General features: G+C 70.0%; 22 protein-coding genes. 5 read left to right on the forward strand and 17 right to left on the reverse strand.

All coding sequences use genetic code 11. The features are described 5' to 3' along the window. Window positions 1–154: 154 nt before the first annotated feature. From bchZ to HXX10_RS23005, 6 genes are all read right to left on the reverse strand, one after another. Window positions 155–1,603 carry a chlorophyllide a reductase subunit Z gene (gene bchZ / locus HXX10_RS22980; RefSeq protein WP_296525592.1) on the reverse strand — a complete coding sequence of 483 codons (1,449 nt, stop codon included), beginning with the start codon at window positions 1,601–1,603 and terminating at the stop codon, window positions 155–157. Next, window positions 1,603–3,246: a chlorophyllide a reductase subunit Y gene (gene bchY / locus HXX10_RS22985; protein WP_296525593.1), complete on the reverse strand. Its 1,644-nt coding sequence runs from the start codon at window positions 3,244–3,246 to the stop codon at window positions 1,603–1,605. Before bchY ends, bchZ begins: the two co-directional genes overlap by 1 nt. 21 nt (window positions 3,247–3,267) lie before the next feature. After that, window positions 3,268–4,260 carry a chlorophyllide a reductase iron protein subunit X gene (locus tag HXX10_RS22990; protein ID WP_296525594.1) on the reverse strand — a complete coding sequence of 331 codons (993 nt, stop codon included), beginning with the start codon at window positions 4,258–4,260 and terminating at the stop codon, window positions 3,268–3,270. Next, complete coding sequence (gene bchC, locus HXX10_RS22995) at window positions 4,257–5,198, reverse strand: chlorophyll synthesis pathway protein BchC (protein WP_296525595.1); 942 nt, start codon at window positions 5,196–5,198, stop codon at window positions 4,257–4,259. The genes HXX10_RS22990 and bchC overlap by 4 nt, the downstream gene beginning before the upstream one ends. 96 nt (window positions 5,199–5,294) lie before the next feature. Continuing rightward, window positions 5,295–6,425, reverse strand: a complete 1,131-nt coding sequence (locus tag HXX10_RS23000) for a methyltransferase (RefSeq protein WP_296525596.1) — start codon at window positions 6,423–6,425, stop codon at window positions 5,295–5,297. Window positions 6,426–6,630: 205 nt separating this feature from the next. Then, window positions 6,631–7,497, reverse strand: a complete 867-nt coding sequence (locus HXX10_RS23005) for a polyprenyl synthetase family protein (RefSeq protein WP_296525597.1) — start codon at window positions 7,495–7,497, stop codon at window positions 6,631–6,633. A 120-nt stretch (window positions 7,498–7,617) separates the two neighbouring features. On the opposite strand from HXX10_RS23005, the gene crtD reads away from it, so the two are divergent. Both crtD and HXX10_RS23015 read left to right on the forward strand, forming a co-directional pair. Then, window positions 7,618–9,165, forward strand: coding sequence for a 1-hydroxycarotenoid 3,4-desaturase CrtD (crtD, locus tag HXX10_RS23010; RefSeq protein ID WP_296525598.1), 1,548 nt, complete (start codon window positions 7,618–7,620; stop codon window positions 9,163–9,165). A gap of 38 nt (window positions 9,166–9,203) precedes the next feature. Beyond that, window positions 9,204–10,058 carry a carotenoid 1,2-hydratase gene (locus tag HXX10_RS23015; RefSeq protein WP_296525599.1) on the forward strand — a complete coding sequence of 285 codons (855 nt, stop codon included), beginning with the start codon at window positions 9,204–9,206 and terminating at the stop codon, window positions 10,056–10,058. A 23-nt stretch (window positions 10,059–10,081) separates the two neighbouring features. Here the strand turns inward: HXX10_RS23015 and bchJ are convergent, their stop codons facing one another. The 9 genes from bchJ to bchI form a co-directional block, all read right to left on the reverse strand. Next, entirely contained in the window at window positions 10,082–10,747 is a 666-nt protein-coding gene (bchJ, locus tag HXX10_RS23020; RefSeq protein WP_296525600.1) for a bacteriochlorophyll 4-vinyl reductase, read from the reverse strand. 77 nt (window positions 10,748–10,824) lie between these two features. After that, window positions 10,825–12,381 carry a magnesium-protoporphyrin IX monomethyl ester anaerobic oxidative cyclase gene (gene bchE, locus HXX10_RS23025; RefSeq protein ID WP_296525601.1) on the reverse strand — a complete coding sequence of 519 codons (1,557 nt, stop codon included), beginning with the start codon at window positions 12,379–12,381 and terminating at the stop codon, window positions 10,825–10,827. Between the two features lie 123 nt (window positions 12,382–12,504). Then, entirely contained in the window at window positions 12,505–13,602 is a 1,098-nt protein-coding gene (locus tag HXX10_RS23030; RefSeq protein ID WP_296525602.1) for a phytoene/squalene synthase family protein, read from the reverse strand. Beyond that, entirely contained in the window at window positions 13,586–15,067 is a 1,482-nt protein-coding gene (locus HXX10_RS23035; protein WP_296525603.1) for a phytoene desaturase, read from the reverse strand. Before HXX10_RS23035 ends, HXX10_RS23030 begins: the two co-directional genes overlap by 17 nt. A 172-nt stretch (window positions 15,068–15,239) precedes the next feature. Continuing rightward, window positions 15,240–16,133 carry an alpha/beta fold hydrolase BchO gene (bchO, locus tag HXX10_RS23040; RefSeq protein ID WP_296525604.1) on the reverse strand — a complete coding sequence of 298 codons (894 nt, stop codon included), beginning with the start codon at window positions 16,131–16,133 and terminating at the stop codon, window positions 15,240–15,242. A 160-nt stretch (window positions 16,134–16,293) separates the two neighbouring features. Then, window positions 16,294–17,370 (reverse strand): class 1 fructose-bisphosphatase, encoded by a 1,077-nt coding sequence (locus tag HXX10_RS23045; protein WP_296525605.1) that lies wholly within the window; start codon window positions 17,368–17,370, stop codon window positions 16,294–16,296. A 231-nt stretch (window positions 17,371–17,601) separates the two neighbouring features. Continuing rightward, a complete protein-coding gene (locus HXX10_RS23050) occupies window positions 17,602–18,672 on the reverse strand; it encodes an alpha/beta fold hydrolase (protein WP_296525615.1) in 1,071 nt (356 codons plus the stop codon). Window positions 18,673–18,941: 269 nt separating this feature from the next. After that, window positions 18,942–20,759, reverse strand: coding sequence for a magnesium chelatase subunit D (locus tag HXX10_RS23055; RefSeq protein ID WP_296525606.1), 1,818 nt, complete (start codon window positions 20,757–20,759; stop codon window positions 18,942–18,944). 210 nt (window positions 20,760–20,969) lie between these two features. Beyond that, the gene (gene bchI / locus HXX10_RS23060) at window positions 20,970–21,992 is read right to left on the reverse strand and encodes a magnesium chelatase ATPase subunit I (protein ID WP_296525607.1); all 1,023 of its coding nucleotides are present in this window, start codon (window positions 21,990–21,992) and stop codon (window positions 20,970–20,972) included. A gap of 272 nt (window positions 21,993–22,264) precedes the next feature. On the opposite strand from bchI, the gene HXX10_RS23065 reads away from it, so the two are divergent. Together HXX10_RS23065 and HXX10_RS23070 are read left to right on the forward strand one after the other, a co-directional pair. Further along, on the forward strand, window positions 22,265–22,504 hold the full coding sequence (locus tag HXX10_RS23065) for a CopG family ribbon-helix-helix protein (protein ID WP_296525608.1): 240 nt from the start codon (window positions 22,265–22,267) through the stop codon (window positions 22,502–22,504). Then, on the forward strand, window positions 22,501–22,788 hold the full coding sequence (locus HXX10_RS23070) for a type II toxin-antitoxin system RelE/ParE family toxin (protein WP_296525609.1): 288 nt from the start codon (window positions 22,501–22,503) through the stop codon (window positions 22,786–22,788). The genes HXX10_RS23065 and HXX10_RS23070 overlap by 4 nt, the downstream gene beginning before the upstream one ends. Window positions 22,789–22,832: 44 nt before the next feature. On the opposite strand, the gene HXX10_RS23075 is transcribed toward HXX10_RS23070, so the two are convergent. Then, window positions 22,833–23,855: a Gfo/Idh/MocA family oxidoreductase gene (locus HXX10_RS23075; protein ID WP_296525610.1), complete on the reverse strand. Its 1,023-nt coding sequence runs from the start codon at window positions 23,853–23,855 to the stop codon at window positions 22,833–22,835. A gap of 339 nt (window positions 23,856–24,194) precedes the next feature. On the opposite strand from HXX10_RS23075, the gene HXX10_RS29030 reads away from it, so the two are divergent. Next, complete coding sequence (locus HXX10_RS29030) at window positions 24,195–24,527, forward strand: hypothetical protein (protein WP_367142017.1); 333 nt, start codon at window positions 24,195–24,197, stop codon at window positions 24,525–24,527. 167 nt (window positions 24,528–24,694) lie between these two features. Here the strand turns inward: HXX10_RS29030 and HXX10_RS23085 are convergent, their stop codons facing one another. Then, window positions 24,695–25,099 (reverse strand): hypothetical protein, encoded by a 405-nt coding sequence (locus HXX10_RS23085; protein ID WP_296525611.1) that lies wholly within the window; start codon window positions 25,097–25,099, stop codon window positions 24,695–24,697. Between the last annotated feature and the right edge of the window lie 249 nt (window positions 25,100–25,348).

The raw sequence follows: 25,348 nt of genomic DNA on the forward strand, positions 1-25,348 counted from the left end.
CCTCCTTCGCCGTGTGGCCTGGCATGAGGCGCTCCGTTCTCTCAGCCATTCGAATGCCCTCCTGTTGAATGGTCGACCGCCGGCGCAAACGCACGACGTGAATGACGTGATGCTGAAATGATCGCTTCGACGATTCCGTGGGGAAGCACGCAGGTCATACCGGCTCCCCCATCGCGGTCGCGTTGACACCCATGACCCGCGCCGCCGTCACCCGCTCCTCGCCGGCGCCGCGGGCGCCGCGCTCGGCGGCGTCGCGCAGCCGCTTGGCGACGGAAATGCGCACCAGCACGGGCTCGCGCTCGACCAGGCGATCGAGCGCGACCTTGGCGGCATCGTCCCACGGCAGCTCGCGATGCAGACGCGACGGCGTCGCCTCCACCCTGTCGAGCGTCGTGCCGAGCGGCAGGATGTTGAACAGCGCATCGAACAATGCGTTGCACACCTCCTGGATCAGATAGGTCGCCCCCGCATAGCCCATGAAGGGCGTGCCGGTGTGGCGCCGCACGATGGCACCCGGGAACGAGGCCGGTATGTAGGCGGCACGACCGCCGATCTCGGACAGATACATGCGCTCGTTGTAGCTGCCGAACAGCACGAGCGGCGTCTGCTCGTGCACGGCCTTGCGGACCGCGGCGTTGTCCGGCTTCACGCCGGCCGAGCGCGAGAAGGCGAAGCTGCAGGGCAACCCCATCTCCTCCTCGAGGAAATGGCGGATGCCGCGCGAATAGGTCTCGGTGGCGACGATGCCGAAGCTCGCCGTGCCGAAGAAGTCCTGGGTCACCGAGCGCCACAGATCCCACAGCGGCTTGACGGTGGTGTGCAGCTCGCGGGCGATGAACGGCTCCGGATCGAGCCCGGTGAGCTCGCCCAGCGCGCGCAAGAACTTGGTGGTCGAGTGCAGGCCGATCGGCGCCTGCAGATAGGGCCGCTCGAGCGTCTCGCACAGCAGCCGGCCGAACTCGCGATACAGGCAGACATTGACGTCGGCGTCGGCGAGCCGCGGCACGTCGGCCAGGTGGCTGCCGAGCGGGAACACCATGTTCACCTCGGCGCCGATGCCCTCGACCAGGCGCCGGATCTCGGCGAGATCGGACGGCATGTTGAAGGTGCCGTAGATGGCGCCGATGATGTTGACGCGCGGCTTCTCGCCCGGCTGGCGCGGCTTGCGGTCCGGCACCTTCTTGGGGCCGAACTCGGTCCACAGCCAATTGATGGCGCGGTTGGCGCTCTGCCACTGGTCCTCGTCGATGGTGCGCGGCAGAAAGCGCCTGATGCCGGTCCCTTCCGGCGTCACGCCGCCGCCGATCATCTCGGCGATCGAGCCGGTGACCACCACGGCCGGCAGATCCGGGTCGAGGGTCTTGTGGGCCCGCGACATCGCAGCTTCAGTGCCGTGCTGGCCGAGCTCGGCCTCGGACAGGCCGGTGACGACGACGGGCAGCTCGTGCGGCGGCAGCGCGTCGGTGTAGTGCAGCACCGCCGTGACGGGCAGGTTCTCGCAGCCGACCGGGCCGTCGATGATCACCTGCAGGCCCTTGATCGCGGTGAACGCGTAGACCGAGCCCCAGTAGCCGCCGGCGCGATCGTGGTCGAGGATGAGCATCAGATCATCTCCTCGGCCTTGCGCTTCTTCGCCTGCGCGGCGAGTTGGCGTCGCACTTTCTCGCGGAACTCGGGACGGGCCTTCGGAACCTCCTCGTGCACGCCGGCGGTGTCGCCGGCGCCGACGCCGCGGAACAGGTCCGTCATCGCGTCGAAGCGCGCCTTGTTGGCCATCGCGGTGTTGACGACCTTGGCAAGCGAGCCGGCGCCGGCGACGCCCATCAGGGGCCGGGCCGAGATCAGATTGGTGAAGTAGAGCGCCGGAATGCCGCGCTCCTTGGCGTATTGCACGACCGGCGTGGTGCCTATGGCGAGATCGGGCGCGAAGGCGTCGACCGCGGCGAGATCTTGCTCCAGCGAGGCGCGGTACTGCACCTTGACGCCCTTCGCCTCCAGCCACGCGCGGTCGTCCTCCGACCAGCGGGTGCGCGGGCAGGCGGTGCCGACATAGGGCACCTCGGCGCCGCTCTCGATCATCAGCCGCGCCACCAGCAGCTCGGAGCCCTCGTAGCCGGACAGCGTGATGCGGCCCCGCACCGGGTTCGCCGCGAGCGCCGCCGTGATGGCGGGCAGCATCCTGTTCTTGACGCCGTCGACCTTGCCCTGGGCGACGCCGCAGGCCTGCCCGATCGCGTCGAGCCATGCCGCCGTGCCGTCGAAGCCGACCGGTGCCGAGCCGACGATGGTGCGGCCGGCCGTCTCGAACTCGCGCAGCGAGGCGGTGTAGAACGGATGGATGGCGGCCACGGCGGCGCAGTCGAGCGCCGCGTAGAGCTCGCGCCATTCGCGGGTCGGCACAACGGGGCCGGCGGCGAGGCCCAGCGGCTCCAGCATCATGCCGATGCCGATCGGATCGGCCGGGAACATCTCGCCCAGCAGCGTCACGGTCGGCTTGTCGCTCTTGCCGCCGCGCGGCGCCTGCACGGGACCCTGCTCGGCCTCGGCGCGGGCATAGGCCAGCATCGCGCCGGAGAGAACGTCCTTGGCCTCGGCATGGGTCGGCACGCCGAAGCCCGGCACGTCGATGCCGATGACGCGCACGCCATTGATGGTCTTGGGCAGGAGCTGCAGCGGCACGCCCGACGCAGTCGGGACGCACAGATTGATGATCACGACGGCGTCGTGCTGGGCCGGGTCGGCGAGATTGTGGACCGCTTCGTGGATGTCCTCGAACAGTTTTCCCGTGACCAGGGTCTCGGAGCTGAACGGGACGTACCCCACACTCCGGCGAGCGCCGTAAAAGTGCGACGTGAAGGTCAGGCCGTAGACGCAGCAAGCCGAGCCCGACAGCACGGTGGCGGTGCGGCGCATGCGCAGCCCCACCCGCAGCGAGCCGAAGGCCGGGCACATGCTCTGCGGCTGATCGTGCGGGCCGACCGGATAGTCGGCGGCGTAGCGGTCGAGCGTCTCCGACTTGCCGGCGGCGGCCGCCGCCTTGCGCATCTCGGCGACGCCGGCATGGCAGCCGGCACCGTCCTGGTGCGCCACCGCCGCGTCCGCCACCGCCGCGTCCGCGGCGACGACACCCGCCTCGGCGGGCCGTGGCGGCGCGGCGTTCGACAGCGCCACCGAAGCGGCGGTGTCGTAGATCACCTCCGCGGTGGCGGCCGTCTCGGCGGCGGTTTCGGGTCGGCTCAGCGACATGGTGCTAACGCGTGTCTCCGGTCAAACGGTGTCGTAAATCACTTCGAGCGACGGCTTCGGCACGAAGGTCCCGCCGCGCATGTCGTCCTGCGTCGCCGGATCGAGCACGACGTCGCGTCCGACGGTGTCGCCGGCGAACAGGCCGAGCAGGCCGTCCTGGGTGAGCGGACGCGGCCGCACCGGCGGCGCCTCCGCGACGTTCAAAGCGAGCGTCTCGAACAGCGGCGCCCATTCGGTGCCGGGCCGGCCGATGATCTGATAGGCCGCGCTCTTGCGGCGGATGTCCTCGTTGGCCGGGATCGAGGCGAGCACCGGGATGCCGGCCGCGTCGGCGAAGGCCTTGGCCTCGCCGGTGCCGTCGTCCTTGTTCACCACCATGCCGGCGACGCCGACATTGCCGCCGAGCTTGCGGAAATACTCCACGGCCGAGCAGACATTGTTCGCGACGTAGAGCGACTGCAGGTCGTTGGAGCCGACCACGATCACCTTCTGGCACATGTCGCGGGCGATCGGCAGGCCGAAGCCGCCGCACACCACGTCGCCGAGGAAATCGAGCAGCACGTAGTCGAAGCCCCACTCGTGGAAGCCGAGCTTCTCCAACAGCTCGAAGCCGTGGATGATGCCGCGTCCGCCGCAGCCGCGCCCGACCTCCGGGCCGCCGAGCTCCATGGCGAAGACGCCGTCGCGCTTGAAGCAGACGTCGCCGATCGACACCTCCTCGCCGGCGAGCTTCTTCTTCGACGAGGTCTCGATGATGGTCGGGCAGGCGCGGCCGCCGAACAGGAGCGAGGTGGTGTCGCTCTTCGGGTCGCAGCCGATCAGCAGGACGCGCTTGCCCTGCTGCGCCATCATGTAGCTGAGATTGGCGAGCGTGAAGCTCTTGCCGATGCCGCCCTTGCCGTAGATCGCGATGATCTGCGTGGCCTTGGCGGCCGCCGCCGGCACCGGATCGGGCTCGATCGCGGCTTCGGCGCGCAGACGTCCGGTCATGTCGAGCGGCACAGAGGCGTTCATGCGTACCCTCTCCAGTCAAGGATCATCTTGAGACAGGTCGGATCGTTGAACGCGGTGCGGTACGCCGACGGCGCGTCCGCGGCGGCGCATCGATGGGTGATCAGCCCGTCGAGCGAGAGACGCCCCTGCTCGATCAGACTCTTGACGGCGACGAGGTCGGGCTCGCGCCACTCGGCGGCGACCCGGATGGAAATCTCGCGCATGAAGGCGGGCGGGAACGCGAAGGCGAGCGGCTCGCTGTAGAAGCCGGCGAGCACGATCTGGCCCTGCGGCGCGAGCCGCCCGATCAGCGTGTCGAGCAGCTTGGAATCGCCGCTCACGTCGTAGATGGCCTTGTAGTCGCGGCGCGGATCGTCGGCCGGGTCGACCACCGTGTAGCCTTGCGCACCGTCCGCCCGGCCGGCATTGCGCTCCCACACGACAGGCGGCTCCCCGCCCGCCAGCAAGGCCAGTCGGGCGAGGAGACGACCGAGGACGCCATGCCCGACGATGAGATCGGGTCGCGCCCGTTCGGCCCCCGACATGGCGTGGAACGCGGTCGCGGCCAACGCCATGAGGACGCCCAGCTCGTTCAAGCTGCCGTCGATGGGAAGGGCGCGGGCGCCGGGCACGACGACCCGGCTCGCGGCGCCACCGAAAAGCCCCCGCACGTCGCCGAAGCAGCGCGCGCCCGGCACGAACACGTGCTCGCCGACCACCCGGCCGGACCGCTCGCCCGCCGACGTGATCCGCCCGACCGACTCGTAGCCGGGCACCAGAGGATATCCGAGCCCCGGGAACGGCGGCATCCGACCCGACCACAACAAGCGTTCGGTACCGGTGCTGATGCCGCTCCAGTCGATGTCGACCACCACATCCTCGTCGCCGGGATGCGTGAGGTCGAGCCGACTGAGCACGAGGCGCTCTGGCTCCTCAAGGACGACCGCAACTGTGTCCATAGCGTCTCTGGCCGTGGCGCAATAAGGCTTTACATGAACTTGAAGTGTCAGCCTACGCTTACTCACCCCTATGTCAAGTCGTATTGTCACGTGCGTTCAGGGGTCTTGGGCGTTGGCAATAACCATCTGCAATAAAAGAGGATTTCTGGTTCTGACGAGGCGCGGCCGGGCGAACCCGGCGGCCTCCAGAAGCGTGTAAAGCGCGCCTGGCGTGCGGGGCCGTCCACGGCCCATCGCGAGTAGGTAGAAACCGAAATAGGCCTCGCCGGCCGGCTCGGCGCCCGGCGTCCCGGACATCGGCTCGGCCACCATCACCAGCCCGCCAGGGGGCAGCGCCCGCCGGGCGGCGCGCAGAATGGTCAGCACGGTCGCGTCGTCGTGGTCGTGCAGCACCCGCACCAGCGAGACCGTGTCGGCGCCGGGCGGCAGCGCATCGGTGCGGAAGTCGCCGCCATGGACAGCCGCCCGGTCGGCGAGCCCGGCGTCCGCGAGTCGCGCGCGGGCCCGCGCGGCGACGGCCGGCAGGTCGAACAGCATCAGGTTCAGGCGGCGGTGGCGCGCCCCGACGGCCGCCAGGAAGGCCCCCTCGCCGCCGCCGACGTCGAGCAGGCAGCGGCGGCCGGAGAGCGGCGCGGCGGCCAGGACCTCGTCGGCGATGAAGGCCTGGGTCGCCGCCATCAGGCGCGAGTAGGACGCCACCTGGTCGGCCGCCAGCGCGCCGGGCTGCGGGTTGCCCGCATACGCCCAGAAGCGCGCCAGCGCGGTGTCGCGGTGCTGGCCGGTCAGCAGCGCCACCGGGTCGGCGAGATCCGCATAGAGGAGCGCATGGTGCTCGATCATGTCGGGCAGGCCGCCATTGCCGCGCAGCGCGGCGCCGAGCATGCCGAGGCCGAAGCGGTCGCCCGGGCGCGCCTCGACGAGCCGCAGCGTCGCCGCCGCGCCGAGCAGGCGCCGCATCGCGTCGTCGGACAGGCCGGTGCGGCCGGCGAGAGCCGCCACCGCTTGCGGCCCATCGGCGAGAAGATCGAAAACCTTCAGCCGGACGCAGGCGAGCAGCACCTGCGAGTAGACGAAGCCGGCGCACAGGTCGAACAGTGTGCGGGTGTGGTGCCGGGCGATCGGGCGGGTGAGCGGAAATGCGGCGGCGAGGCGCTGAAAACGCGGCGAGGCGAGAAGCCGGTTGCGCAGCGCGAACCATCGCTCGCGCCACGCCGACGAACTCTGCATCTGCGGCGCCTGACGTTTCACTTCGCCGCTCGCCTTCGTGCCGGCCGGCATCGGCGTTCGCCGCGCGCGACCCTCTGTCCGCCGTCATGGCCGGGCTCATCCCGGCCATCCACGTCTCGCCCGTCCTGCGTACCGAAGACATGGATGCCCGGCACAAGGCCGGGCATGACGCATTCGTCGTGACAGGATGCCTCGAACGACCGCCTCAGGCGGCCGCCGCGGCCAGACGCTTCGGCACCAGCCGCTTGGCCTCCGAGAGGATGAGCTGCCGGAGATCGCCGGCGCCCGGGCAATCCGGGATTGCCGCGATGGCGCCCTTCACCAGATCCTCCAGCCGATGCATCGCCCCGCCGATGCCGAGATCGCGCACCGCGCTCGGACGGCCGAGCGCCGCATCCTTGCCGATCGGCTTGCCGAGCTCTTCCTCGTCGGCGGCGGCATCGCGCAGATCGTCGGCCACCTGATAGGCGAGCCCCAGCCGCGCGCCGACCACCCGCCACGGTTCCGGATCGGCCCCGGCCGCCGCCGCACCCAGCATGGTCGCCGCCGAGAACAGGGCGCCGGTCTTCTGCTCGTGATACTCGACGAGGTCGCAGAACGGCTCGCATTCCCACGCTTGGCCGGCCGCGATGCCGCTCGGCATGCCGACCGACTGGCCGATGATCCGCATCACGTTGGGCAACCGCTCCGGCGAGCAGCGCACGTAAGATAGCGATTCGAACGCCATCACGATCAGGGCGTCGCCGGCCAGCACGGCGATCCGCTCGCCATAGGCGAGATGCACGGACGGCTTGCCGCGCCGCAGCGCTGCATCGTCGAAGCAGGGAAGATCGTCGTGGATGAGCGAGGCGCAGTGCAGCAGCTCGATCGAGGCCGCGGCCGCGTCGGTCAGGCCCGGCTGGTCGTCACCGCAGGCGTGAGCCGCCGCCAGGCAGAGCCGCGGCCGGACCCTGGCACCGCGGGGAAACACCGCGTAACGCATGGCCGAAGCAAGCTTGGAGGGGGCGCTGGGCGTTTCGGCCCGCGCCATGGCCGCGTTCAAAGCCTGCTCGATGCGTGTGCTACTATCCATGCGGTAGCCCCCGATAACGGCGTGCAAAGATAATGTAATGATGCATTGTCACGATCAACTGTCACGCAGTATAGACACTCACGGATCGAACTCAACGGTATTTCTCCTGACGTGGTGAGCGTGGGGGCCAAAACCGCCATCGTGGTCGGTGCCGGGACGGGTGGGCTGGCCGCCGCACTCGATCTCGCCGCCGCCGGTATTTCCGTGACGGTGGTCGAAGCGGCCGCCGGGCCGGGCGGAAAAATGCGCGCCGTCATGGTCGCCGGCTGCCCGATCGATGCCGGGCCGACCGTCTTCACCATGCGCTGGGTGTTCGACGAGCTGCTCGCCGCCGCCGGCACGACGCTCGAGCGTGAAGTCACCTTGACGCCGCTCGACGTGCTGGCCCGCCATGCCTGGAGCGAGCGCGAGCGCCTCGACCTGTTCGCCGACACGGAGCGATCGGAGGACGCGGTCGGCGTTTTCGCCGGCGCCGCCGAGGCGCGCCGCTTCCGCGGTTTTTGCGAGCGCGCCGCCCGCATCTACAGGACGCTGGAAACACCGTTCCTGCGCGGCGCGCGCTGCCGCAGTCCGCTCGACCTCGTCCGCCGGCTCGGCCTGCGCCGGATCCCGGACCTCGCGGCGATCTCGCCTTTCGCCACGTTATGGGGCGCGCTCGGCGATCACTTCCACGATCCGCGGCTACGCCAGCTTTTCGGCCGCTATGCCACCTATTGCGGCTCGTCGCCGTTCCTCGCGCCCGCCACTCTGATGCTGGTCGCCCATGTCGAGCGGCAGGGCGTGTGGGTGATCGGAGAGGGCATGCACGGGCTCGCCGAGGCGCTCGCCCGCGTCGCGGCGCGTCGCAGCGTCACGTTCCGCTGGACTGCGCCGGTCGCCGCCGTGACGGTCGACGGCGGCCGCGCCACCGGCGTCGTACTCGCCGACGGCGAGCGGCTCGCCGCCGACGTGGTCGTTCTGAACGCCGACGTCGCCGCAGTCGCCGAGGGCAGCCTCGGCGAGGCGGTGCGCGGCGCCGTCCGCGGCGTGCCGCAAAAGTCGCGCTCGCTCTCGGCGCTCACTTGGCTGCTGGTCGGCGAGCCGAACGGTTTTCCGCTGCATCACCACACGGTGTTCTTCTCGGCCGACTACCGGGCCGAGTTCGAGGCGCTGCAGCGCGACCGCAGGCTGCCCGACGATCCGACCGTCTATGTCTGCGCCCAGGACCACGGCCCCGGCAACGGCACGACCGAACACGGCGGACCGGAGCGTCTGTTCTGCCTGGTCAATGCGCCGCCGACCGGCGACACGGCGGTTTTCGACGCGGCCGCGGTCGCGGCCTGCGAGCGTGCGACATTCGCGCGGCTCGCGCGCTGCGGCCTGGAGTTCCAGGTTCGGCCGGAGGCGCGCCGGCTCGTCACGCCGGCCGACTTTCATCGGCTCTTTCCGGGCACCGGAGGAGCGCTCTACGGAAGGGCTTCGCACGGATGGATGGCATCGTTCCAACGGCCGGGATCCCGCACCCGGATTCCGGGCCTCTATCTCGCGGGGGGCAGCACGCATCCGGGACCGGGCGTGCCGATGGCGGCCCTGTCGGGCCGGCTGGCGGCGGCGGCCGTCATCACGGACCGCGATTCGACGAGCCGGTCGGGCCGAATGGTTATCTCTGGTGGTATGTCGACGCGCTGAGCGACGACGGCCGCCACGGCCTGACCATCATCGCCTTCGTGGGCAGCGTGTTCTCGCCCTACTACGCGTGGGCACGGCGCCGCGGCGCCGCCGATCCGCACGATCATTGCGCCCTCAACGTCGCGCTCTACGGCGACGCCGGCAAGCGCTGGACCATGACGGAACGCGGCCGCGGCGCCCTCTCCCGCAACGAGACCAGCATAAGAATCGGGCCGAGCGCGCTCGCCTGGGACGGCACCACGCTGACGATCAACATCGACGAGACCACCGTACCGGTGCCGTCGCGCCTGCGCGGCACCGTGCGGGTGCGGCCTTCGGCGCTCACCGGCGCGAGCTTCGCGCTGGACGAGGCGGGGCTGCACCAGTGGCGGCCGATCGCGCCCTGCGCCGCCGTCGAGGTCGATCTGGCGCGGCCGGACCTGCGCTGGCGCGGCCACGGCTATCTCGACAGCAATCGCGGCGAGGCGCCGCTGGAAAGCGCCTTCGTGCGCTGGGACTGGTCGCGCGCGTCGCTGCCGGACGGCGCCGCCGTGCTGTATCACGCGATCCGACGCGGCAGCGACAGCACGGATAGCGACGGTCGCCAAAACGACGAGCGCGCTTTGGCGTTGCGCTTCGGACGCGACGGCGGCGTGACCTCGTTCGAGGCGCCGCATCGCATCGCGCTGCCCGACACGCTGTGGCGGCTGCCGCGCGAGACCCGCGCCGACACTGACGCCGCCATGACGGTCGCCGCGACCTTCGAGGACTCGCCCTTCTATGCGCGCTCGCTCCTGCGCGGCACGCTGCTGGGCGAGCCCGTCTCGGCCGTCCACGAGAGCCTGTCGCTCGACCGCTTCGCCGCGCCCTGGGTGCAGGCCATGCTGCCGTTCCGCATGCCGCGGCGGAAGTGACGGATTCAGATTGCCCGCGGGGATCAGCGCCAGCGAATCTCGAACGTGCACGCGGGGGCGCCGGACGCCTCGCAGGCGGTCTCCCGCACGGCAGCGTCGCGATGCACCAGGGTGCGGAACAGACGCTCGAAGGTGGCGCCGTAGTAGTCGCACAGCGGCACAGGCGACTGCGCGCCGCGGCAGACCGGGCAGCCGGCGATCCTGAACCGCACCGGATGCCCCCCCACCGCCGCGAAGGCGCCGCTGCCCGCAAAGGTCCAGGCATGCTTGCCGATCGCGGCCAGCAGGATGCGGCCGGCGATCGACGCCGGCAGAATCCTCAGGATCGCCTGCACGGGCTTGGGAATGCGGTTGGCGAGCAGATAGTCGGCGGTGAGCAGGCCGGCCTGCCGCCCAGCCTCACGCGCACGCACATCGCCCATTTCGGCCCGCACCACGGTGTGGAGCGCGACGACGTCGCGCTCGTCGACCATGTGGTCCGGCGCCTGCGCGAGATGGTGCGCCAGACCGGCCAGCACGAACAGCCGCGCCGTCTCGGTGGCGCCGACCTGCTCGCCCAGCGCCTCGATCATGCGAATGATGGCGTTCGGCCCGATGCGGGCGACCGGCTCGCCGGCGTGGTCGTGTTCATCCGCGGCGTGATCGTGGGCGGGCGCGTCGGTCGGCAGGTGTTCAGCAGCACTCGTCACGTCTGCCTCGGCGTCTGAAAGTGGTCATGGCCGGGCTCGTCCCGGCCATGACGAGTCCGAGGCCCGACGGACTGTTCTCAGCAGGCCCGCACGGCCTCCGGCTTCTCGCCCTTCTTCTTGCGGCCCTTCGGGGCGGCCTGAAGGTCGGCGGACTGGGCCTCGGTGATGGTGCGGGTCTCGTCGAACTTGAAGTCGACCTTCTTGGACTGCGGGCCCCAATAGCCGACGCGGCCGAGATCGTAGAACTTCCGCTCGAAGCTGCTCTTCAGATAGGCCTTCATGCAGCCCATCATGTAGCGGCGCTTCTCGCGGTCGCGGATGAACGGATACTCCAGGAACATCTTCCGCATGTAGAAGCGGCGGTAGTTGTTCATCACGGCGTCGAGCAGCTCGGGCCGCGTCATCGCGTCCGGCTTCATGATCGGCGTGACAAAGTTGTACTTCTCGAAGTCGAACACCTCGACCTTGTCGCCCATGTCCTGGAACAGGTCGGAGAACGGCCACGGCGTGAACATGCTCCAGTTGGCCATGTCGCACTTCCAGTCGCGGGCCATCTGGTAGGTCTCTTCCAGCGTCTCGCGGGTCTCGTTCTCCAGGCCGACGATGAACTGCGCCTCGGAGACGATGCCGTGCTGGCGCAGGAGCTCGATGGCGCGCTTGTTCTGCGCCACCGTCGTCTCCTTGTTGAAGAGATCGAGCTTGAGCTGCGCGGCCGCCTCGGTGCCGAGCGAGATGTGGATCAGGCCGGCCTTGCGGTAGAGCGGCAGCAGCGCCTCGTCACGCAGGATGTCGGTCACGCGGGTGTTGATGCCCCACATCACCGGCAGCTTGCGGCGCACCAGCTCCTCGCACAGGGCGACAAACTTCTTGCGGTGGATGGTCGGCTCCTCGTCGGCCAGGATGAAGAAGCCGACGTCGTGCTCCTTCACCAGGACCTCGATCTCGTCGACGACCTTGATCGGATCACGGACCCGGTAGGTGCGCCAGAACTTCCACTGCGAGCAGAACGAGCAGGTGAAGGGGCAGCCGCGGGCGAAGTTCGGTATCGCGACGCGGCAGTTCATCGGGATGTAGTTGTACTGGTTCCAGTTCAGGATGCCCCAGTCGGGGCTCAGCATGTCGAGATTCTCGATCGGCGGGGCCGCCGGCGTCGCCACGATGTTGGCGCCGTCCGAATAGGCGATGCCCTTGACGCTGTTCGGATCTTTCTTGAACTGGCCGGAGTCGATCGCCTGCACCAGATCGAGCAGAATCTGCTCGCCTTCGCCGCGCACCACCACGTCGACCCACGGCGCCTCGGCCAGCACCTGCTTGTACATGAAGGTCGAGTGGATGCCGCCCAGCACCGTGACGGCGCCGGGGTGCTCTTCCTTGGCGATCTGCAGGGCGCGCTCGGCCTTGTAGATGGCCGGCGTGATCGCGGTGGCGCCGATCAGGTCCGGCTTCTCGGCGCGAAGCTCGGCGCGAAGCTGCTCCTCGGTCAGATCGTCCGTCATCGCATCGATGAAACGGACGTCGGTATAGCCGTTGGCCTTCAGCGTGCCGGCCAAGTAAGCAACCCACGCAGGTGGCCAATTACCGGCGATTTCCGCTCCGCCCGAATGATAGTTGGGATGCAGGAGCAGAATGCGCATGTCGACCTCCCGGGGCTTTGTATGCGAGCGATTTCAGTTCGCGTTTGTCAGGCGGGATTAGACACCAGAGACTGACAACAGAAATTGACAATTGTCATGAAGCGCCGTGGTCGTGGCGCTTCATCACGGCTCCAGGCCGGCTAACCGGGCGGGACGCCCCCGTTCGGAGGCCGGCAATCCATCGCGCTGGCCGAGCCGCTCGAACAGGTCGAGCACCCAGACGATGCGCCGCTGCATGTCCCACCACGGCCCGCGCGCCGGGTCCGGCCGGATGCGGCCGAGCGCGTGATCCGTGACGGCATCGACCAGGAAGCGGGTCTCGTCGAGCGGCGGCATCGGGTTTCCGCCCGGCACCAGCGGTGCGGTGGCGAAGGCCTGGGCCAGCAAAGCGAGCTTGCGGCGGCCGCGCACATAGGCGCGGCGCGACACCGAGTCGAGCCCGTGCCGCTCGATCACCCGGCCGATCTCCGCATACATGATGCGGGCAGCCAGGATACCGGGGCGGCAGCCGATCGGCAGATGGGCGATGCCGGCCTCGGAGCGCACATAGAGCGCGTCGGCGGCGGCGAGCAGTCGCGCCACCACGCCGGCGAGCCGCTCGTCGAAGCGCGGCGCGGCGAGCCAGGCGTCCGGATCGATGCCGGCCTCGCGCATCCAGGCGAGCGGCAGATAGATGCGGCCCATGCGGGCGTCCTCGCCGACATCGCGGGCGATATTGGTGAGCTGCATGGCGACGCCGAGATCGCAGGCCCTTGCCAGCACGAGCGGATCGCGCACCCCCATCAGCAGCGTCATCATGGCGCCGACCGTGCCGGCGACCCTGGCCGAATAGGCATAGAGCCCGGACAGATCCTCGTAGCGGCGCCCGTCCGTGTCCCAGGCGAGCCCTTCCAGCAGCGCCTCCGGAATGGTGCGCGGGATCGCGTAGCGCGCCACCATGTCGGCGAAGGCGCGGTCGGTCGCGCTCGGCAGCGGGTCGCCGTCATAGGCGCGCGCCAGCCGGTCGCGCAGCCGCACCACCGCGTCCTGCTCGCGGTCGACGCCGTCGACCTCGTCGTCGGCGAAGCGGCAGAACGCATAGAGCGTGTAGGCCGGTGAGCGGATCGCCGGCGGCAACAGCAGCGACGCTGCGAAGAAGGTCCGCGAGCCCTGCCGGATCATCGCCCGGCAGGCGTCGATGTCGTCGTCGGAAGCGGCGGGGTTCTCAAGCCAGATCGGCACCATGGGGCACCACGGAATCGAGCACGCGGGCGGACGACAGCACGCCTGGCAGTCCGGCGCCCGGATGGGTGCCGGCACCGACCAGATAGAGCCGGTCGACCTCCTCGCTGCGGTTGTGGGGACGGAACCACGCGCTCTGGGTGAACACGGGCTCGAAGCCGAACGCGGCACCGAGAACGGAACGGAGCCGGGTGTGGAAGTCCTGCGGAGTGACGATGCGGGACGTGACGACGTTCTCCTCCAGGCCCGGCAGCACGGTGCGGCCGAGGAAGTCGGAGATCGCCCGCCGATACGGCTCCGCCGCATGGGCCCAGTCGACGCCGCCGGCGAGATTCGGCACCGGCGAGAGAACGTAGAAGGTGTCGCAGCCGGGCGGCGCCAGCGACGGATCGGTCGCGGTCGGGTGGTGGAGATAGAGACTGAAATCGGGCGCCAGCACCTTGCGGTCGAAGATGTCGCGCAGCAGCTCCTTGTAGCGCGGCCCAAGCAGGATCGAGTGGTGCGGCACGCCGCGGTACTGGCGGCGCGTGCCGAAATACCAGACGAACAGGCTCATCGAGTAGCGGGCGCGGCCGAGCTTCTTGTCGGTCCAGCGCCGGCGGACTTCCGCCGGCAGCAGGTGCCGATAGGTCCACGCCGCGTCGGCGTTGGAGACCACGATGTCGGCCGCGAGGGTCTCGCCGGAGGCGAGCTTGACGCCGGTCGCGGCGCCGCCCTCGACCGTGATCGAGGTGACCTCCTGATTGTACCGGATGGTGTTGCCCTGGACCTCGATCAGCTTGGCCAGGCCCTGCACCAGCGCGCCGGTGCCGCCCATGGCGCACCAGACGCCGTACTCCCGCTCGAGGTGAGAGATCAGGCAGTAGATCGACGTGGTGGTGAACGGGTTGCCGCCGATGAACAGCGGATGGAACGAGAGCGCGATGCGGATCCGCGGGTCCTTCACGTAGCTCGCGGCCAGCCCGTAGACGGTGCGATAGCTCTTCAGCCGGAACAGCTCCGGCAGCAGCTTCGCCATCGACAGGATCGAATGGAACGGCTGGTTGGAGAGCTGCTCGAAGCCGACCCCGTAGATCGCCTTGCTCTGCGCCATGAAGCGCTCGTAGCCGTCGACGTCGTCGGGCGCGAGCCGGCCGATCTCGCGACGCATCGTCTCCGGATCGCGGCTCGCCGTGAAGGTCTCGCCGTCGTCGAAGCGCACCCGGTAGAACGGCTCCACCGGCTTCAGGGTGATATCGTCCTCGAAGCGGCGGCCGGCGAGCGACCACAACTCCTCGAACAGTTTGGGCAGGGTGACGATGGTCGGCCCGGCATCGAACGTGAAGCCGTCCTGGCGGAACACGGAGGCGCGGCCGCCGGGCTGGTCGAGCTTCTCCAGCACGGTGACGCGATAGCCGCGCGCGCCGAGCCGGATGGCGGCGGCGAGGCCGCCGAACCCGCTTCCGATGACGATGGCATGCGGCACGCGCGCCCCCGGGCGGACCACGGGTGGGCGCGGCCTGTCAAGTGTCAAGTTGGACATCACGACATGACTGTAACATCCAATTGACAGTCGAGCTAGGCCCGAGGCGGTCCAAACCGCCGCATCGTGCTTTTACGCATGCGACAGGGTGGCTGGGCCCGGCGCGGGCGGCGGGTCAGCCCGCCGACGCCGCCACCCCGACCTCGCGGGAAAACTCCTCGATCAGAGCGGCGATCTCGCCGGGCTTCTCCTCGTGGGCGAGGTGGCCGAGCGTGCGCAGGCAGACGACGCGGGCGCCGGGGACGAGGCCACGGGCCTGGAACGATTCGTCGGGCGGCACCGTGCCGTCGCGGCCGCCGGCGACCAGCAGGAGCGGCACGGCGAGCCGCGGCAGGTCGGCGGTGAGCGGGGCGAGATCCCAGTTCGCCATCATGGCCAGCGCCGCATGGACGTGGCCGGCATTGCGGGCGAGCCGGCCATAGAGCTCCTCGCCGGACGCCGTGATGGTCGAGCCGGTGCTGTTGAGGATGCCGCGGATCAACCCCTTGTTCTCGGCCCGCCAGGCGAAGAACCGGGCCGTCAGGGTGGTGCCGGCGAGAAGGCGGGCGATCGGCGCGAAGGTGTGGCCGGCGACGCCGCGGAACGGCATCAAGGCACCGTTGATGCTGACCAGGCCGCGCGGCGCGATCATCCCGTCGAGCGTCATGCGGATCAGCACGGCGGCGCCGGCCGAATGCCCCGCGGCGAGCACCGGCCGCACCGCCAGCGTGTCGAGCAGCGCCCGCACGGCCGCCGCCATGCCGGGCAGCGACAGGCTCGAATCGTCCTCGATGCGGGTGAAGCCATGGCCCGGCAGGTCGGGCGCCACCACCGTGAAGCCTTTGGCGAGATGGGGCGCGAGGTCGCGCCAGGAATGGGTGGCGGCGCCGGTGCCGTGCAGCAGCAGCAGGATCGGCCCCTGCCCCATCTGCTGGACGTGCCAGCGGATCCCGCCCGCGTCGACGAAGCGGCTCGCCTCCCGGTTCGGCCAGTCGCGGCCGTCCCGCTCCCATACCAAATGATCGCTCATGCTGAAAACGTCACGATTCTTGAAAACGTCGCCAGGCCGCAGCCTTTCCTACGCGCTGCGGCGGCCCCTGGATCACGGATCTCCGATCAGGTCTCCGAACCGGTCGTCGGCCTCGCGGCCCCGGGGGCGAGCCGCCGCCTCGCCGTGACGGCGGAGCCGTTCACTTCGCCGCGGTCGTCGTGAACAGCTCGCTGCTCTTGAACTTCGGCGTCTCGAATTTCCGGCCGCTGTGGTCGCGGTGATAGGCCTCGATCCGCTCGACCTCCTCGCGCGACCCGAAGATCAGGGCGATGCGCTGGTGCAGCTTGGTCGGCTTGATGTCCATGATGCGGTCCTGGCCCGTGGTGGCCAGCCCGCCCGCCTGCTCGGCGATCATGGCGATCGGGTTCGCCTCGTACATCAGCCGCAGCTTGCCGGGCTTGCCCGGATCGCGGGTGTCGCGCGGATACATGAACACGCCGCCGCGGATCAGGATGCGGTGGCAGTCGGCCACCAGGGCGGCGATCCAGCGCATGTTGAAGTCCTTGCCGCGCGGGCCCGACTTGCCCGCCAGGCATTCGTCGACATAGCGCTTCACAGCCGGCTCCCAGAACCGGGCATTCGAGGCGTTGATGGAGAACTCCTGGGTGGTCTGCGGCATGCGGATGCGCGGATTCGTCAGGATGAACTCGCCGAGCTGCGGATCGAGCGTGAAGCCGTGTACCCCGGTACCGACGGTGAGCACCAGCATGGTCGACGGTCCATAGATCGCGTAGCCGGCGCAGACCTGCTTGATGCCGGGCTGCAGGAAGTCCTCGGGACGCGGTTCGACGCCCGGATTGGGGGCGCGCAGGATCGAGAAGATGCTGCCGACCGGAGCGTTGACGTCGATGTTGGAGGAGCCGTCGAGGGGATCGAACAGGAGCAGATACTTGCCGCGGGGATAGCGCGCCGGGATCGCCCACGGCATGTCCATCTCCTCGGAGGCCATGCCGGCGAGCTGACCGCCCCACTCGTTGGCCTTGATGAACATGTCGTTGGCGATGACGTCGAGCTTCTGCTGCGACTCGCCCTGAATGTTGGTGCTGCCGGCCGCGCCGAGCGCGCCGCCCAGTGCACCGTTCGCCACCCGTCGGGCGATCGCCTTGCAGGCGAGGCCGACATCGATGATCAGGGCACTGAAATCCCCGGTCGCCTCCGGGAACCTGCGTCTCTCTTCGATCAAAAATTGCGACAGCGTCGTGTGATCGGTGAGCATTGGTCGTCTCCCAATCTCAACTCATAACGTCCACGACGAGCAGGCTGCAAGCGGAGAAGGCCTCGACACCGAAGCTGCCGGCCTTTCGGAAAACATCCGCCGGCATCGCTTGCTCGCGTCTATGAACTATAGTCTCGCGCCTGCACAAAAACCAAGGTGATATCGCATCACGATCAAAAAACTCGTACCCGGTTCTTTACGGAGGCCGTGCCGGGCGGCGTGGTCATGCATTCAATCGACAGGATCTGCGAAGCGAACGGGCATCGATCCGGCGACGAACGAATCGTAGGCGCGGTCGACCTCGTCCGGCACCTCGAAATGCGGGAACGCGCCGGTCGGAAACACCCGGACTGTCCAGTTCGGACGGGCCGCCATCATGTCGAGCTGCCCATAGTCCGTGAAGTCGCCGCGTATCCCGCGGATGACCAGCACGGGCAGCCGAAGTTGCCGGTAGACCCGGGTGATGTCCCGGCTGAACAGAAAGCCGCTGACGAAGTAGAACGGCGCGTGCTCGGCGCCGGGCTGATGCGCCGTGACGTAGTCGTAATCGCGCAGACCTTCGTCGATGTTCTTCGATCCCCACGCCTTCTCGAGAAAGTACCGGGCGCTGGGCCGGGTGTTCAGGAGGTCGAACACGGCGCGGCCCCAGACCGGGAACGAGAACGCACCGTAGAGCGCGGACTTGCCGCGGGTGCTGCCGGGCGGGCCATCATAGGGGCCCCGTGAGTCGAGGCCCGTCGGGCTGACCAAGGCGATGCTGCGGAAGGTATCGGGTGCCTCCACGGCGGCGCGGGCCAAAAACTCCGCGCCGAGCGACAGCGCGATCGCGTCGATCGGCCCCTCGCCGTGGACGCGGCGGATCTCCTCCACCATGGCGTGGATCGCGTCGGTCATCAGACGCGGCGTGTACTCGCGCCGGCTGCGCTCCGAGAAGCCGAAGCCCGGCAGGTCGAGCGCGTAGACGGTGCGCTTGGCGCGCGCCGCCTCATAGAGGGGCCGCACCTCGTAGGCCGAGGCGGCGGCATTGACGCTGTGGATCAACAGCAGCGGCGGAAGGCTCGCCTCCGCGACCGGGGCCGTCGTCACCGCGGGCCCGGCCGTGTAGTAGCTCAGCCGGCCGGCGACGCTGTCCATGTCGCGCTGGTCGCCCGGCAAAGCCGGCGGCAGCCGCATCCGGTTTGGGATCAGGAAAGTGCTGCAGGCGAGCCAGCCGAGCGCCGCCGCGGCCGGCAAAGCGGCGAGGCCGAGCGCCAATCGACCGCCGCTCCCGCGACGGATCGGAGCCGGGCGGCGGGGGAGCATCGACGTCATGCGCATCGGGGGTGACCTCATCTCGAGGCGCGATGCGCCCGGGAACACCTCAATAACGTCCGGCGCGGCCGCTTGGTTCTCCGCTCCGGCCGTTTTGCCGCATGAGGTGTTCACCTCCCCCTGGAGGGGGGAGGTCGGCGGACGAAGTCCGCCGGGTGAGGGTGACAGCGCCCGCCGGTGTCCGGGGCCTTCACCCCACCCCGGAGCGCGCCTTTGGCGCGCCCCGACCCTTCCCCTCCAGGGGAGGGTGACGGCCTCGCCTACCCGGCCAGCGACTCGCGGGGCGGCGTCACCGCCTTGATGGCGCCGGAGATCGCGGCAGCGTCCGCATGGGGCAGCGGCAGATACATGGCGTCCATCTCGGCCGCGATCTTTCGCGCCAGCGGGCGCGGATGCGGGGCGGTGTCGACCAGGAGCGCCGTCAGGCCGGCGGCCCGCAGCGCGCGGGCGGAGGCGAGCGCATCCTCCTCGGCCTTGGGCCGGCCGGGGGCGCCGTCGCGGGCGATGTTGGCCGAGCCGTCGGTCAACAGGATCACGAACGGCGTCTGGCCTTTTCGGCGGATCTGGTCGGCCAGCATCACGGCGAGGTCGATCCCGCAGGCGAGCGGCGTGCCGCCGCCGCCCGGCAGGCCGGCGAGGTTGCGCTTGGCGCGGACGAGAGACCGTGTCGGCGGCAGCAGCAGCTCGGCCGCCTTGCCGCGGAACGACACCATGGCGACCTGGTCGCGACGGACATAGCATTCCGCCAGCAACAGCTCGACCGCGCCCTTGGCCTCGGCGAGGCGATGCAGCGCCGCCGAGCCCGACGCGTCGACGACGAAGATGGTCGTCGTCTCGGTCTTCTGCTTGAAGCGGGTGATGCGGAAATCGTCCTTGCGGACCTCGACCCGGGCGGTGCGCTCGGCAAGCCCGCTCTGTCCGCCGCTCTGCTCGCGCTCGCGCCGGCGCAGCGGCTGCCACGGCGCCGCCGCCCGCAGCGTCTCGATCACGTTGAGGCGGGCGCCGCCGGAGCGCGGCTCGCCGCGCCGCACGCCGGCCGGTCGTCCGCGCAACTTCGTTTTCTGGAGATGGCCGGCGCGGCCGGCCGAGGGGGCGCGCGGCTTGATGCGGCCGGCGAGCTTGAGCTGCTCCAGGATGCCGGCCGGGATCGCCGCCTTGACGGCCTCGAGGATCATGTCCTCGAGCGGGCGGTCCTCGACATTTTCCGGCTGCTCGTTCTCGCCCTCGGGCGGCGGCTGGTCGGGCGGCTCGTCGTCCTGGGGGGGCTGCTCCTCCTCGGGCGGCGGCATCGGCAGGCGGGTGGCGCGCGGCGCCAGCACCAGGCGGGCGGCGATCGCCGCGTCCTCCTTGCTGATCTCCCAGCGGCCGGCAAGCGCCGCATGAGCGCGCGCGACCGCGAGCGCCAGCAGCGGCGCGCGGAGCGAGTCGACGCCGAGCGACAGCGCCGTGCCGCACAGCGCCTCGACCACCTCGTCGGGCGCCGTGACGTCGGCGAGGCGTTTTCGCGCTGCCGCGACGTCGTCGGCATCGGGACAATCGTCGGCCGGCGGCTCCGGCGACACGCCCTCGAAATCGAGCCGGAAGGCGAGGCGGTCGGCGAGCGCCGCGGGCGGCCGCTCGTCCTCGGTCATGCCCTCGTCGAGGGCGACGACGCCGAAGCGGGTCGGACTGTCGATGCGGATGCCGTCGCGCTCGACCGTGACGCCGCCATTGTCGAGCACGGCGGCGAGCCTGGCCGCGGTGCCGGCCGAGACCCGCTCGGCCATGGCGACCAGCAGCACGCCGCCGTCGGTCTCGGCGAGAATCCCGCGCTCGGCGATGGGCTTGCCGGCCCGCAGCGTCGCCGCGAGATCGAGCCCGCCGAGCAGCCGGCTGTCGTCGATATGGAGCGGCAGCCGCCGCACCGGCACGCCGGGCGGCAGCAGACTTTTAAGCGTGGCGAGCCAACGGTCGCGGGCCAGCCCCGGCAGCGAGCGCAGCGCCACCCCGACCGTGCCGGCCGGATCGACCGCGACCAGCGCCGCCGCCAGCACGGCGTCGGCCCAGGGAGAGCGTTCGGTTTCTGTCTTGTCCGTCATGGCGAACCCGGAAAACTGATGCCTCGCGGCGCTTCACTTCACCCTCCCCTGGAGGGGGAGGGTCGACGCGCGAAGCGCGTCGGGGTGGGGTGAAGCCCCGGGGCGCCAACTCATCTTTTTCGTCCGGCCTGTCGGCCGGGTCACCCCCACCCGCTCCGCTCCGCGGACCGACCTCCCCCCTCCAGGGGGAGGTGAAGGACAGAGCGGGCGTTAGGCCCCGAAATGCTCCTGCAGGGCGCGCTCGACCCGCACGGTGGAGCCCGCCTCGTCGAGCGGATTGCGCCGCAGCCGATGGCGCAGCGCCGACGGCGCCACCCGGCGCAGATGCTTGTCGCCGACGGTCGCGTCGCCATCGAAGGCGGCGAGCGCCCGGCCGGCGCGGATCAGCGTCAGCTCGCCGCGCAGCCCGTCGGTGCCGAGCCCCATGCACAGCTTGGCGGCGCTTTCCAGCGTCGCATCCGGCACCTTCACGGAGGGCAGCTTCTCGCGCGCCGCCAGGAGGCGGCGGCGGAGCTTGTCGTCGTCCTTCTTCCACTTGGCGACGAAGGCCTCGGGGTCGCGCTCGAAGGCGTCGCGCCGCCGCACCACCTCGATGCGGGTCGCCAGATCCTCGGGCGTGCGCACCTCGACCGACAGGCCGAAGCGGTCGAGGAGCTGCGGGCGCAGCTCGCCCTCCTCCGGGTTGCCGGTGCCGACCAGCACGAACCGCGCCGGATGCCGGATCGAGATGCCCTCGCGCTCGACCACGTTCTCGCCCGAGGCGGCGACGTCGAGCAGCAGGTCGACCAGGTGATCCTCCAAGAGGTTCGCCTCGTCGATATAGAGAAAGCCGCGATGGGCGCGGGCGAGCAGCCCGGGCTCGAAGGCCTTGACGCCCTGGGTCAGCGCCCGCTCCAGGTCGAGCGCGCCGACCACCCGGTCCTCGGTGGCGCCGAGCGGCAGGTCGACCACCGGAACCTGCACCTGGCGGCTCTTGAGCTCGCCCTCCTTCTTGCCGCGGCAATGCTCGCAGGCCGGCGCCGGCTTGTCGGGATCGCACGCATAGGGACAGCCGACCACGACCTTCATTTTGGGAAGAAGCTGCGCCAGCGCGCGCACCGCGGTCGACTTGCCGGTGCCGCGGTCGCCGAAGGCGAGCACGCCGCCGACCGTCGGATCGACGGCAGCGATCAGCAAAGCGAGCTTGATCTCGTCCTGCCCGACGATGGCGGAGAACGGAAATACCAATGCCATGGAAAGCCCAATCTCGATGAGGCAATACGCAACACGCCCTACGCCCGCCCGCCCGCTGGCGAACCGCGCAATGTGTCAGGTTCGACGAGTATAGGAGCTGTCAAGCCGGGGCAACATGCGTAGGCACCCGGAGTTTCGCCATCGATAGCGGAAACCGAGTTGCCGTTCTTCATCTTCGGCGAAAACGCTGGCCGGCCCAACGAGGTTATCCTTGAGCCCTTGTCAGATTCGCTGTGGTTCAATTAGATTACAATAGAACCAATGAGGTCCCGATGCCTTCCGCCTTCACGGTCCGTCTCGACGACGATACCGTCGCCGCCCTCGACCAGCTCGCGGAGAAGACCGAGCGGTCGAGGAGTTGGCTGGTCGCCAAGGCGGTCGAGGACTTTGTAGCGCTGAATGCTTGGCAGATCGGCAAGATCGAAGCCGGGATCGCAGCCGCCGACCGCGGCGACTTCGCCAGCGACGACGAGGTCCGCCGGGTCCGGACGAAATACGCGACGAAGCGATGAGGCTGCGCTGGACCGCCCCAGCGTTGCACGACCTCGAGGCGATCGGTGATTTCATCGCGGCGGACAATCCGACCGCTGCCGACATGACCATCGGCCGCATCCTCGATCGAGCGGAGTTGCTGACGGTCCATACCGAGCTCGGCCGCGCCGGACGCGTTCCGGGCACACGCGAACTCGTCGTTCCGGGGACCCCGTTCGTGGTGCCCTATCGCGTCAGTGGCGAGACGGTCGAGGTCCTCGCCGTTCTCCACGGCGCACGGCGATGGCCGGACCGCTTCGACTGAAAGCATCCGAAGCGATCCGGCGTGTCGTGTCTCCGGAGCGCCCCCTACTCCACCCGCTGCGCCTGCCCCGTGGCAGCGGAGCGGATCAGCGCCTCGCAGGCCGAGGCCCCGTGGACGATCTCGTCGAGCGTGATCGGGAAGGCCGGCCCGCCGGCGGCGGCGCGGGCGAGCGCCTCCAGGCATTCGCGGCCGACGTCTACGCGCGCGGCCTCCCACACCTCGGGCTCGCCCTGGACCGGCTGGAAGCGGCAATGGCCGAACAGGCCGGTGCGGCGCTCCTCCGACGAGGCGCCGGCCACATGCGTCATGCCGTCGAGCCGCACCCAGCCCTTGGAGCCGTAGGCCTGGAACACGAAGGTCGGCGCCGTCGCCATCATCATGCCGAGATAGGCGGAGGCGCCGTTCTTCATGCGGAACAGCACCGAGGTGGTGTCGTCGGTCGGCAGATCGACGGCACGGCGGAAGCTCTGGCAGTAGAGCGTGTCGAACTCGCCGGCGAGGTCGATGAAGGCGTCGACCGCGTGGACGCCGAGCGGCGCCAGCGCGCCGCACGGGGCCTCCTCGCGGCTCGCGCGCCACGCCGTCTTCGGCATGAACAGCGCATTCGGCACCGTCATGATGCACTCGATGTGCTCGAGCACGCCGAGCCCACCCGAGTGGATTCTTTCGCGCAGCTTGATCATCTCGGGATGGAAGCGGCGATTGTAGCCGATGCCGAGCGCGACGCCGGCTTTTCGCACGGCCGCGGCGGCGGCCACGGCGGCCTTCTTGTCGTAGGTGAACGGCTTCTCGCAGAAGATGTGCTTGCCGACGGAGGCCAGCGCCGTCACCTGGGCGGCGTGCCCGGACGGCGGGGTGGCGAGAATGACGGCGTCGATCCCCTTGTCGGCGAGCAGATCCTCGAAGGCCGGCACATGGCGGATGCCGCGCTGCTTGATGAAGGCCTCGGTCTCCGGCGTGAGGTTCGGCTCGGCGGCGGCGACGATCTGCATCACCTGCGATCCGTCGACCGACTCGACCAGCGTCTTGCCCCACCAGCCGAGACCCGCAATGGCGGTTCTGATCATGCCTTTCCCCCGATTGTCGTGATTTGTCGCGATGGCACGGCCCTGGCGGGCCGTCGTCACTCCGGCACGGCCGGCACTGCGGCGTCAAGCCGGCGTCACCGCCGGTCTGTCCTGCCGTGCGTGCTGGGCAGCGCGGCCGCCGGCCCGCCGAAACCGGAGCGGGCGCGGCTCCTGAGCATCGGTCGTCGCGACACGTCGATCGCGCGGTCTGATCCAAGCCGAGCAAACACGCGCAACAGACGGCGCGTGTGACGTCGCGCACAGTGCGCAGGCGTGTGGTGAGCGATCCTCTTGGAGACAGGCCGGCGACGACAATCCGGCAAACCGGAGGACATCACCATGGCAAGGCAGACCCAGACTGCGTCCCTGATCGCGACCGTGACGGCCGATCTGTGGGCGAGCTTGTTCACCGAGACCCGCACGGCGCTCGGCCGTGTCCTGCGCCGGCCCGCTCGCGCCCTGCCGGCCGCCGCCATGCTGCTCGCGCTGTCGAGCACGGGCGGCTCCGCGATGGGCACGTCGGAAGAGCGCGCCGCCTGCATCCCGGACGCGTTCCGCCTGTGCAGCGCCGCGATCCCGGACGCCGATCGCGTCATCGCGTGCCTGAAGACCGAGCGCGTCAAGCTCAGCACGGCCTGCAAGACCGTGATGAAGAAGAACGGCGCGATCTGATCACGTCCCGATCGCGAGCCGATCGCGAGCCGAGTGGAGGGCGCCGCCCTGCGCCCTCGTCTCGAAGCCCCTCCGGCGACCGCCCTGCCCTCCGAAACTCCGCCCGTGTCAAAAAGGCCACGCGATGCGCGGCCTTTTTGATACGGCAGTCGACGTGGGTCGGGTGATCAGTAGCCGACGCCAAGGAACAGCGGCACGACGGCGCGCTCGAACCGGCTGGCGACCAGATAGGCTGACGCCGGCGCGCGATAGGGCGTCGCGCGGACGCTGCGGAACCCGGCGGCCCGCGCGATCGGCTTCGGCTTGGCGACGGCCGCCGGCCGCGAGGCGACGGCCGGCTGCGCGACAGGCGGTGTGCCGGCGGCGGCCGGCGGCTCGGACGGTGCAGCGACCGGCGTCTGGGCGGGCGCCTGGGTGGTCGGCGCCTGCGCCTGCACGATCGGATCGAGGCGCAGCACCGCCGGATCGGACGGCTCGGTCGACAGGGCCTGCGCCGGCGTTCCCGCCACGGCGAGCCCGGCCGCGAGAAGGCCGGCGAGGACAAACGGGGAAAGGCGGAACGCGTTGCTCATGTCTTTGTCCGTCATGTCTGGGTCTGGGTCTGGATCGGGCCGTGGCCGCCCTCGTTCACACCCGAAACAACCCTCCAAATGTGTCGTTTTACGGTCCCCGGTCGTTCAGCCGGCCGGGGACGAGGCATCAGAACCCGATGCCGTGCATCACGGCGCCGCCGCCCCCGCCGCCGGCCCGCGGGGCCGGCCGCGACGCGGTCGCCTGCGCCCGCGGGGCCTCGCGCTTGGGAGCCGGACGGGCCTCGCGCT

The sequence above is a fragment of the Rhodoplanes sp. genome (assembly GCF_013377085.1).
In the GTDB taxonomy this organism is placed as follows: Bacteria; Pseudomonadota; Alphaproteobacteria; order Rhizobiales; family Xanthobacteraceae; genus Rhodoplanes.